This is a genomic window from Chitinimonas sp. (assembly GCF_041904975.1).
GTDB lineage: Bacteria > Pseudomonadota > Gammaproteobacteria > Burkholderiales > Chitinimonadaceae > Chitinimonas.
In genome coordinates this window covers 1-9,841 of sequence record NZ_JAYRLZ010000155.1, presented here as the reverse complement: position 1 = coordinate 9,841, position 9,841 = coordinate 1, and the positions used below count along the sequence as shown (strand labels likewise).

The window sequence follows — 9,841 nt, the reverse complement described above, 5'->3', positions numbered from 1 at the left end:
TGGCAAGGCCAAGGCGGGCGAAGGTGACGGCATCCTGGAACAAGGCATGGGTGCCGATGGCCAGCTGCGCTGCGCCGCTTTCCACCTCGGCAATGGCGGCAGCCTTGGCGCGTGGTTTGAGCGAGCCGGCCAGCCAGACGATGCGGATGCCGAGCGGACTTAGCCAGTCGCTCAGTTTCTTGAAGTGCTGTTCGGCGAGGATTTCGGTGGGCGCCATCAGGGCCACCTGGTAGCCGGCTTCGATGGCATCGAGCGCTGCCAGCGCCGCCACAATGGTCTTGCCGGCGCCAACATCGCCTTGCAGCAGGCGCTGCATCGGGTGCGGCGAGGCGAGATCCTGGCGGATTTCCACCAGCACGCGGGCCTGCGCATCGGTCAGGCCAAATGGCAGCTGCTTGATTAACCGTGCGGCCAGCTCGCCCGCCGGGTGCAACACCGACGCCGACTGGGCGCGGCGGCGGCGGTAGGCAAGGCGCATCGACAGCTGCTGGGCCAGTAATTCATCGAATTTGAGCCGCAGCCAGGCAGCATGGTTGCGCTCGCTCAGCTCATGCTGGGCAATATTGGGCGTCGGGTAGTGCAATAGCTGCACCGCGGCATCAAAGCGCATCAGGCCCAGGCGCTGCAGCAAGGGGGCTGGCAGGGTGTCGCTGAGCACGCAGCCGTGCATGGCCTGGGCGATCAGCTTGCGTAGGGCCGGCTGGGCCAGGCCATTCACCGTGGGGTAGACCGGGGTCAAGGCCTCGGCCAGCGCGCTGCCCTCGCTGACCGTGCGTATCTTCGGGTGCACCATCTCCTTGCCGAAATAGCCGTGGCGGATTTCGCCGAGCAGCCGCACCCGCTTGCCCTCGGCCAGCTGGCCTTGCTGGTTCGGATAGAAATTGAGCAGGCGCACAAACAACTCATGGCCGGCATCGTCCTCGATGCGCGCCACCAGCTGGCGGCGCGGCCGGTAAGTGACTTCGGCATGGCGCACCGTGCCTTCCACCAGCACCGGCGCACCCAGCGGCGCATCGGCCAATGGGTAGAGATGGGTTTCGTCCTCATAGCGCAGCGGCAGGTGCAGGATCAGATCAAACGCCTGCTGGATACCGAGCTTATGCAACTGGCCGAGCTGGGTCTTGGGGAGCTTGCTGAAATCAAATGCCATGGAAGATCGGTTGCTCAGGCCAGCATGGCGTCGACCGCTGCCTGGGCGTGCAGGGCGGTGGTGTCGAAAAGTGGCAGCGCGCAATCGCTTTGCCGCAGCAAGAGGCCGATTTCGGTGCAGCCGAGGATCACCGCCTGCGCGCCGGCTGCCTGCAGCTGGGCGACGATATCGAGATAGTCGCGGCGCGAGTCCTCTTCAATGCGCCCAAGGCATAGCTCGTCGAAGATCACCTGATGCACGCGCTCGCGCGCGGGCTGCGCCGGCGTAATCACCCGCAAGCCATGCATCGACTCCAGGCGGCCACGGTAGAAATCCTGCTCCATGGTGAAGCGGGTACCCAACAGGCCGACGCAGTCGATGCTGGCGGCACGCAGGGCGGCGCCGGTCGGGTCGACGATATGCAGCAAGGGAATAGCGGTGGCCGCCTCGATTGCCGGCGCTACCAGATGCATGGTGTTGGTCGCCAGTACCAGCAACTCGGCGCCGGCACCCTGCAGGCGCCTGGCTTCCTCGGCCAGCTGTCGCCCCGCCTCATCCCAGTCGCCTGCGCGTTGTAACTCGGCAATGGTGGCAAAATCGACCGAGGACAGCAGTAGCTTGGCCGAATGCAAGCCGCCCAGCCGCTGTTTGATCCCTTCATTGATCAGCCGGTAATAGCTGACCGTGGATTCCCAACTCATGCCGCCGATCAGGCCTAGTGTTTTCATGGTGGTTACCTTATTGAGGCAAGTTGTCGTTGGTGTGGCGAATACTGCACACCACCGCCATCCCCGCCTGACAACGCCAGCGGATATTCAGGTCGTACAGCGCCATGCCGTATTCGCGATCCGGGTCGTCGGCGTAGCCCGGGCGCGGGTCTTGCGCCAGGACCTCGCTGATCAATTGGCGTAAATGCGGCAGGCGCTGGGTAAGTCGGGCCAGCGCCGGCTCGACTTCTGCCGCAAAACTGACCGCAAGAGGTGCGTTGCCAGCATCGGCATAGCCGTTGGATGCGTGCGCAATTGCGTCGGCATAGGCCAGGTAGGGTTTGATATCGAGCACCGGCGTGCCATCGAGCAGGTCGGCGCCGGCCAGGCGCAAGCGCACGCCCTGGTCAGTCTCGATGCCGGCGAGGCGTGCCACGCTCATGCCTATCGGGTTGGGGCGAAAGGTGGAGCGGGTGGCAAATACGCCTACCCGCTGGTTGCCGCCAAGCTTGGGCGGCCGGACCGTCGGGCGCCAGCCCTGCGCGGCTGTCTCATGAAAGGCGAACAGCAGCCACACATGGCTGAATGCTTCCAGGCCGCGCACCGTGTCGGCCTGATCAAACGGCGGCAGCAGGTGCAGGGTGGCCTCGGCCGAGGGACACAGGCCGGGCTGGCGCGGGATGGCGAATTTTTCCTTGAAGCAGCTTTCGATCATGCCGATCGGCTGCATCGGCCAGTTGCTCATGCTTGCGCCTCCAGTGCGGCACGCAGTGACTGGCGCTGTGTCTCATCCAGATTGGTCAGCTGCACCGCTACTTCTCCCAGGCTTCGGTAAACCGTCGCCACGCTAGGGTCAAGATCAGCCAGTGCCCCTTGCTGGCGATCGACAGTGACGGCATCGCCACGGGCAATCGGCCCGGTCAGCGCCTGCGCGGGGCTGAGGCGGTCGAGATTGATCAGGGTGCCGTCGATCAGCGGGCGCAATGCCGGCCAGGCGATGTCGCGCGGCACACCGGCCGCCGCCATGCTGCGCAGCGCGCACTCCATCAGGGCTACCAGCTTGTTGCAGGCCAGCACGGCGCCGGCGTGGTAGAGGGTCTTGTGATCGGCGTCGATGGCAAAACGGCGCGCGCCCAGGGCATCGAATAACGGCGCCAGCCGCGCTAATGCTTCGGCATCGCCTTCGCAGCCACAGTAGCTGCCGGAGAATTCGCCGGCCGAGACCGCATCGCTGGCAAACGACTTCAATGGGTGAACACTGGCCAGCAGCGCGCCGGCCGCGCGCAACGGCGCCAATACGGCAGATGGCAAGGCGCCGCTGCAATGAAACACCACGCTGCCCGGCCGGAGCGTGCCGGCAGCTGCCAGCTGCGCGGCGACATGGGCCAGATGCGTATCCGGCGTGGCGATCAGGGTGAAGTCGGCCGGTGCCAGCTCGTCGATCTGACAGGCGCGTGCGCCGAGCGTGGTGGCAATCGCGGCGGATTTGTGCCGGTCGCGGCCGACAACATCGCCTAGTATGACCGTATTGGCCGCCTGCCACAGGCGGACAAGGCTCAAGCCCAGCTTGCCGGGGCCGATTAGATTGAGAACGGGAAGAGACATGGTCAGAAGTCTGGCGCGGAAGCGCGATTATGGCATGAGCGCCCGGTTCTCTGGCTGGCTCGGGTTTCTGGCTTATAGCCGGATATGCCGACTGAATATAAAATCCTTGTTCGATAGTGCAATCAAGGTGAAAATCGGGTTTTGCTGTCATACCAATGTCATTGCTTGTTGCTGGAGTTCCCTCATGCGCCGCCTGCTTCTTGCCCTGCTGATTCTTTCTGCACCGTTCGCCCTGGCGGGCAAGGTGTATCAATGGAAGGACGCAAACGGAAATATCGTGTTCTCCGACACGCCGCCGCCCGACCAGAAAGCGCAAAGCAAGGACATCAAGACCAATGTGATCCAGACCAGCGGTGGCGGCTTTGATCTGAAAGAGGCCATGCGCAAGTCGCCAGTGATTTTGTGGGCGAATAACTGCGGCGAAAGCTGCGACAGCGCGCGGCTGTTGCTGAGCAAGCGCGGTGTGCCCTACGGTCTGCGCAATCCGCAAGCCAGCCCGGCCGACCTGGAGGCTTTGAAGAAAATCTTGAGCGGCGATGCGGTGGTGCCGGTGTTGCAGGTGGGTGCAACCACCTTGCGCGGCTTCGAGCCGGAAAGCTGGCAGGGCGCGCTGGATAATGCCGGTTATCCGAAATCGGCCGATCCGACTGCCAAGAATATCAGCGGCCCGACCCCGGTTGCCGCGCCAGCCGCCCCTGCCGCCAAGACGCCTGCCAAGCCCTGATCGGGCCGGTGCATTTCAACACGACGGGCTGCCTGCCATGCTGGCGGCCCGTTTTATTTCCGGGAGTGGCCATGCAGCCTGTTCGCCTGATTTCTTATTTGACTGTGCTGGCTCTGGCGATGGGCGTGCACGCCGATGGCCGGCTCGATGGTGCTTTGCGCACCGTGGCCAGCTTCCCGCAACTGGCGCCTCGCCTGCTGCCGCAAGCCTCGCGTAGCGATGGCTTGGCGCGCAGCGCTGTTACACCGAGCGTCGCCGCCTTGCTGCGCTTTCAACCAGGCACGCTGGACGCCATCCGCGCCGAGGGCGTTACCGTGCGCAGCGTGGTGGGCGATGTCGCCACGGTGGATATTCCGCTTGATAGCCTGCCGCGTCTGGCTGCCATGCCCGAGGTGGTTTATGTCGAGGCGGCGCGCAAAATGCGGCCGCGGCTCGATGCCAGCGTGCCGGCCACGCGCGCCGATACGCTGCGCAGCGGCAGCGGGCTGAATCTCACCGGTGCCACCGGCCGGGGGGTGATTGTCGGCATCGTCGATGATGGCATCGACTTCCGGCACATGGATTTTCGCAATGCCGATGGCAGCAGCCGCATCCTGCAGCTTTGGGATATGCGCGCCCGTGCTGCAGCCGGTAGCCCGCCGGCTGGCTTTGCCTATGGCGGCGTGTGTACTGCAGCCATGATCAATGCCGCCATTCAAGGCAATAGCAGCGCCTGCACCCAGCCCTCATCGGGCGGCCATGGCACCCATGTCGGCGGTATCGCCGCCGGCAATGGCCAGGCTACCGGCAATGGCAAAGCGGCCTTTCGCATGGTGGGCATGGCGCCGCAGGCCGATATCGTGGCGGCCAATCCGCTTGGCGATGGCGTGCAGGCCAGCGATTCGGTGGTCGATGGCGTCAACTACGTCAAGCAGGTGGCCAGCTCGCTCGGCAAGCCGGCGGTGGTGAACCTTAGCCTGGGCAGCTATTACGGCGCGCGCGATGGCACGTCGAACTACGAGCGCGCCTTGTCCAATGCTGTCGGGCCGGGCTTTTTGATTACCGGTGCGGTAGGCAACGAGGCCGATGCACCGATCCGCGCCACCGGCAGCATCAGCCAGGGGCAAACCGTCAATATCGGCTACCAGGTGCCTGATGGCAGCCGTAGCTACCAATTGGAAATGTGGTATCCGGGCAAGCAGGCGTATAGCGTACGGGTCACCGGCCCCAGTGTCGGCTGCGACAGCGGCCTGGTGGCCGCGGCCAGCCGGCCGGTGCGGGTGGATACCAGCTGCGGCGCCATTGTCGTCTCCTCATCGGACACCCAGGCTGCCAATGATGACCGGCAAATCCTGATCAACCTCGATACCGGCAGCAGCCCGGTCAAGACCGGCGTGTGGACCATTGCGCTGACCGCCGTCCAGCTCGACCGCGCGGTGGCAAGCTTCAGCATCATCGGCGACGAAGATGGCAACGGCGCCAGCTTTACCGACCATGTCGAGGCGCTGACCAGCGAGATCATCACCGACACCGCATCGGCGACCAATGTGCTGAGCGTAGCGGCCTATGTCACCAAGGATCACTGGGCCAGCCTCAATGGCAAGAACTACCAGATCAATGCCGGCGCCGTGGGCGATATCGCCAGCTTCTCCAGCCGCGGGCCACGGCGCAATTGCAGCAATCTGGCCAAGTGTCCGCCCATCATGAAGCCGGAAATCACTGCGCCGGGCTCGGCCATCATGTCGTCGCTGGCCACCGACACCAGTGCACCGAATATCAAGGATACCGACCCGGACGGTGTGCATATCGTCGAAAGCGGCACCAGCATGGCCACGCCGCACGTGACCGGCGCTATCGCCCTGCTGCTGCAGGCCAATCCCAAGCTGGGCATCGCCGAGGTACGCCAGGCCTTGTTGCGCAACGTGCAGAGCAATGGCTTCAGCAGCGGCCTGCCTGTCTACAATGTGGCGACCCTGCTGCCGCAGGCGCCGAACTACACCTGGGGCTACGGCATACTCGACGCCGCCGCTGCCTATCGCTCGATTGGCGGCGCAATCAATATCACCACGCCGAGCTTTGCCCTGCATCGCAATGCGGCTGCTGGCAGCGTTGTCTACAGTGCCACCATCACACCGGCGACCGCCGATGTAGGCAAGCCGGTCAATGTGTATATCGGCGTGCTGTTCGGCAATACGGTGTATGTGCGCAATGGCGAGAATTGGGTGGCCTATGCCCCGCCCGCCATCCCGGCGGCCACCGCCACGGTGGCCGGAAGCAGCTTCGATGTAAACATCGCCACCCTGAGCGATGCCTTCAACAGCAGCCTGCACGGCTCGACCATCTATATCGGCTACGGCAGCAGTGCTGCCGATATGCTCAATGGCAAGCTGGGGGTGGCGGGGGTGATGCAGTGATCCCTGAATGATCTTGATTCTGAGAGACAAGAAGCGGGGGCAATGTATTTGCCAAGCCGGGTGGAGGGCCTGTGCAAAAAGATCGTGAACAGGCTCTTGCTGGGGGGTAAGGAAACACAGTTGGTAGGCAAAGTCACAAAACGTTGATCCGGGCGCCACATGGCCTGGGTGAAGCTTGTTGCGTCGCTGACTGGCTGGGCTAGAATCGCGGGCCGAAACCGCCAGGCTGACCAATTCATGAAAAACATCCTCGTCGTCGTATTGTCGTTCTGTGCATTGTTGGCGCTTCCTCAGGCGGACGAGACTGATGGCCTGCCCTACAAGGTAGATGTCTGGTCCTCGGTGTTGTTTGATGCCAATGGCAATTCAAGCGATATCGACATTGCCGAATCAGCCAATTACCCCGCAGCCTTCCTCGACAACGTCCGGGCGCGCCTTGCCAAGGCGCATATCCAGGCACCGGTCGTCGATGGTCGTCCCGCAACATTCAAGACAGGCGTGCTGACATCGTTCACCATCACGCCGTCTGCCAAGGGAGGCTCCGCCAAGCTGGATTCATTGTCTGTCCTGCCTTTGCCCATCAAAACCTATATGGCAAGCTTTCCGGATGAAGTGGGTAAGGCTGGCGAATGGCATGGTTCATTGACTGTCAGGTGTGAGGTTGATGTCAGCGGAAAGTGCGGCCGGATCGATGTGGAAGCGCCGGCCGGAATCCCGGAGTCAGTGCGTCGCTTTGCCAAGGTTTCGTTAGAAGGTTGGTTGTTCCAGCCTCAGGAGGTTAATGGCCAGGCCGTGCCCGGTGAGTACCGCCTGGGCATGAATCTGGGAACGCGTGATGATTTTCCGGAAGACTTTCGCATTCCAAAGTTTAACCGCCTGATGAACGGACGCTAGGTTCCGCTCCTTGACGCTTGGTGTTCCTACTCCCGCTGCGCGCAAGATGTGGCGGCAGCTCCTGCATCGCGTTGAACGGGCTGGTCCGGTTTGTTACCAGCCTTCACAGCCTGTCCCTTGTTGAATCCATCCATGAGTGCTGTTATGCAAATCGCCACCTGGAACGTCAATTCCCTCAAAGTACGTCTGCCGCAGGTGCTGGACTGGCTCGCTGCCCGGCCCGAGCTGACGGTGCTGGCCATTCAGGAAACCAAGCTGGAAGACCATGCTTTTCCGCGCAGCGAGATCGAGGCGGCCGGTTTTCATGTCGCCTTTGTCGGCCAGAAAACCTACAACGGCGTGGCGATGATTGCGCGTGCGCCGCTTGAAGATGTGCAGTTCAACCTGCCCGATTTCGACGATCCGCAAAAACGGGTGATCACCGCCACCGTCAATGGCGTGCGGGTGATTGGCGCCTATATGGTGAACGGGCAAAGTCTCGATTCCGATAAATACACCTACAAGCTGGCCTGGCTGGACGCGCTGATCGCCTTTGTCGAAGGCGAACTATCGCGCCACCCCAAGCTGGCGCTGGTGGGCGACTACAACATCGCCCCGGAAGATCGCGATGTGCACGACCCGGCAAAATGGGTGGACCAGGTCTTGGTCAGCCCGGCCGAGCGCGAGCGCTTCCAGCGCCTGATCGATCTGGGGCTGGTCGATAGCTTCCGCTTGTTCGAGCAAGAACCGAATGCCTTCAGCTGGTGGGACTACCGCGCCGCCGGCTTTCGCCGCAATGCTGGCCTGCGCATCGACCATGTGCTGCTGTCCAGGCCCCTGGCCGAGATCTGCACCGCCTGCGAGATCGATCGCGAGCCGCGCAAGGCCGAGCGCCCTAGTGACCATGCGCCGGTGCTGGCCACGCTCGCTTCAGCTGCCTGATTGCGGCAGGCACAGCGGCTTGGCGTTGCGCACGACGGCGCGCCAGGGCAGGGCGGGCTCGAACAGCGCCAGCAGGATGCCGGCAGTAAGCACGGCAGCGCCGAGCCAGTAGTGATTGCCCAAGGTTTCGCCAAACATCAGCCAGCCGGCCAGCGGGCCGACCAGCAGGCCGGCAAAACTGCCGGTTTCGGCTACGGTGGCGTCGGCACTGCGATAGCCGTGGATAAAGCACAGCATGCAGGCGAGGCTGAGTACGGCCATGCTGGCAAGCAGCAGCCAGTCCGTTGCGCTGAACTGCGGCAGGGCGAAGCCCGATAGCAGGCCAAACAGCAGGGTCTTGCCGCTGAAGGTCCACCACAGCATGGACATCGGCGTTTCATGCTGGCCTTGCTTGAGCAAGACCCCGAGCAAGGCGTCGCTGACCGCGCTGGCCAGGATGGCCATTACCGCCAGGCTGATGCCGGCATCAAAGCCCGGAGCGGCAACAATCCACACGCCGGCAAAACTCACCGCCACACCGAGCCAGCGCATCGGCCGGACGGCTTCGCCAAGGAAGATCAGCGCCAGCGGAATCAGCCAGATCGGCGTGGTGAGCTGGTAGAAGGTCACTTCGCCGAGGCTGAGCCGGGGCAAGGCATACAAGGCGCACAGTGCCGACAAGGTATTGAACAGGGCGCGCAGCAGATGCAGGCCGGGTTTTTGGCTGCGGATCGCCCGGGCGCGCTGGCGCAAAGCCCAGGGCGCGGCCAGCAGCAAGGTGAGCAAGCCGCCGACCCATAGCACGGCGGTGCCACTATGCTGTGCGCTGAGATGTTTGGTCAGTCCACCGATCACGGTAAAGCTGCTGATGCCGGCGATAACCCAGCTGATGGCGCGGAAATTGTTGTGTGTAGGGTACATGGCGGCTCCTGATCGGCTGCTGGATATTGGCGAGCAGCATAAGAGCGGGGCGCGGCGCTGACTAACGCCGAATTTGCATGTAGCCTATGCGTTTTTTGCATGCCTTGGGCCGGGCAAACCGGGCCTGCCACCGGATTACCACGCCATGAACCGACTTCCCCCCTTGTATTCCCTGCAGGTGTTCGCCGTTGTGGCGAGGGAGGGCAATATGAGCCGGGCGGCGGGCCGCCTGTTTCTTACCCAGAGTGCAGTCAGCCGGCAGATTGCACTGCTGGAGGACTATCTGGGCAAGCCGGTATTTGCACGCCAGGCGCGCGGTGTGGCGCTGACGGCGGTGGGTCAGGCCTTGCTGCCGACGGTCGAGGGCGCGTTTGACGCCATTGCCAAAGTAATCGCCGAGCTGGGCCCGCAGTCCACCGAATTGCGCATCCATTTGCCGCCCACCCTGGCGATGCGCTGGTTCTTGCCTAGATTGGCCGGCTACCAGCGCTTGCAGGCGGGGGTGGATGTACGGGTGACCACCGGCCATGGCGTGGGTGTGCAGCTGGAGCAGCTAAATCTCGATGCT

The 9,841-nt window shown here is 63.2% G+C and carries 10 protein-coding genes; 5 read left to right on the top strand and 5 right to left on the bottom strand.

From position 1 onward, the window contains the following. The 4 genes from ACE3OH_RS14255 to ACE3OH_RS14240 form a co-directional block, all read right to left on the bottom strand. Positions 1-1,150: DEAD/DEAH box helicase (locus ACE3OH_RS14255; RefSeq protein WP_374354098.1), on the bottom strand; the 1,150-nt coding region annotated here is incomplete at its 3' end. 14 nt (positions 1,151-1,164) lie between these two features. Beyond that, entirely contained in the window at positions 1,165-1,857 is a 693-nt protein-coding gene (locus tag ACE3OH_RS14250; RefSeq protein WP_374354095.1) for an aspartate/glutamate racemase family protein, read from the bottom strand. A gap of 10 nt (positions 1,858-1,867) precedes the next feature. Beyond that, positions 1,868-2,581 (bottom strand): tRNA (N6-threonylcarbamoyladenosine(37)-N6)-methyltransferase TrmO, encoded by a 714-nt coding sequence (gene tsaA / locus ACE3OH_RS14245; RefSeq protein ID WP_374354092.1) that lies wholly within the window; start codon positions 2,579-2,581, stop codon positions 1,868-1,870. Next, positions 2,578-3,441, bottom strand: a complete 864-nt coding sequence (locus tag ACE3OH_RS14240; protein ID WP_374354089.1) for a Rossmann-like and DUF2520 domain-containing protein — start codon at positions 3,439-3,441, stop codon at positions 2,578-2,580. Before ACE3OH_RS14240 ends, tsaA begins: the two co-directional genes overlap by 4 nt. Positions 3,442-3,625: 184 nt before the next feature. Between ACE3OH_RS14240 and ACE3OH_RS14235 the strand changes: the two genes are divergently transcribed. The 4 genes from ACE3OH_RS14235 to xth all read left to right on the top strand — a co-directional run bounded on the left by ACE3OH_RS14235 (position 3,626) and on the right by xth (position 8,373). Further along, positions 3,626-4,165 carry a glutaredoxin family protein gene (locus ACE3OH_RS14235; protein ID WP_374354086.1) on the top strand — a complete coding sequence of 180 codons (540 nt, stop codon included), beginning with the start codon at positions 3,626-3,628 and terminating at the stop codon, positions 4,163-4,165. Between the two features lie 71 nt (positions 4,166-4,236). Beyond that, on the top strand, positions 4,237-6,558 hold the full coding sequence (locus tag ACE3OH_RS14230) for a S8 family serine peptidase (protein ID WP_374354083.1): 2,322 nt from the start codon (positions 4,237-4,239) through the stop codon (positions 6,556-6,558). 237 nt (positions 6,559-6,795) lie between these two features. Then, positions 6,796-7,452, top strand: coding sequence for a hypothetical protein (locus ACE3OH_RS14225; protein WP_374354080.1), 657 nt, complete (start codon positions 6,796-6,798; stop codon positions 7,450-7,452). Between the two features lie 144 nt (positions 7,453-7,596). After that, positions 7,597-8,373, top strand: a complete 777-nt coding sequence (gene xth, locus ACE3OH_RS14220; protein ID WP_374354077.1) for an exodeoxyribonuclease III — start codon at positions 7,597-7,599, stop codon at positions 8,371-8,373. Here the strand turns inward: xth and ACE3OH_RS14215 are convergent. After that, the gene (locus ACE3OH_RS14215; protein WP_374354074.1) at positions 8,362-9,273 is read right to left on the bottom strand and encodes a DMT family transporter; all 912 of its coding nucleotides are present in this window, start codon (positions 9,271-9,273) and stop codon (positions 8,362-8,364) included. The genes xth and ACE3OH_RS14215 overlap by 12 nt on opposite strands. A gap of 145 nt (positions 9,274-9,418) precedes the next feature. Between ACE3OH_RS14215 and ACE3OH_RS14210 the strand changes: the two genes are divergently transcribed. Further along, on the top strand, positions 9,419-9,841 hold a 423-nt coding region (locus ACE3OH_RS14210; RefSeq protein ID WP_374354071.1), incomplete at its 3' end, for a LysR family transcriptional regulator.

What these genes read in the sequence shown, in the direction of transcription:
- ACE3OH_RS14225 (WP_374354080.1), top strand. Translation starts at nt 6,796, where the DNA reads ATGAAAAACATCCTCGTCGTCGTATTGTCGTTCTGTGCATTGTTGGCG.
- xth (WP_374354077.1), top strand. Translation starts at nt 7,597, where the DNA reads ATGCAAATCGCCACCTGGAACGTCAATTCCCTCAAAGTACGTCTGCCG.
- ACE3OH_RS14240 (WP_374354089.1), bottom strand. Translation starts at nt 3,441, where the DNA reads ATGTCTCTTCCCGTTCTCAATCTAATCGGCCCCGGCAAGCTGGGCTTG.
- tsaA (WP_374354092.1), bottom strand. Translation starts at nt 2,581, where the DNA reads ATGAGCAACTGGCCGATGCAGCCGATCGGCATGATCGAAAGCTGCTTC.
- ACE3OH_RS14230 (WP_374354083.1), top strand. Translation starts at nt 4,237, where the DNA reads ATGCAGCCTGTTCGCCTGATTTCTTATTTGACTGTGCTGGCTCTGGCG.
- ACE3OH_RS14235 (WP_374354086.1), top strand. Translation starts at nt 3,626, where the DNA reads ATGCGCCGCCTGCTTCTTGCCCTGCTGATTCTTTCTGCACCGTTCGCC.
- ACE3OH_RS14250 (WP_374354095.1), bottom strand. Translation starts at nt 1,857, where the DNA reads ATGAAAACACTAGGCCTGATCGGCGGCATGAGTTGGGAATCCACGGTC.
- ACE3OH_RS14215 (WP_374354074.1), bottom strand. Translation starts at nt 9,273, where the DNA reads ATGTACCCTACACACAACAATTTCCGCGCCATCAGCTGGGTTATCGCC.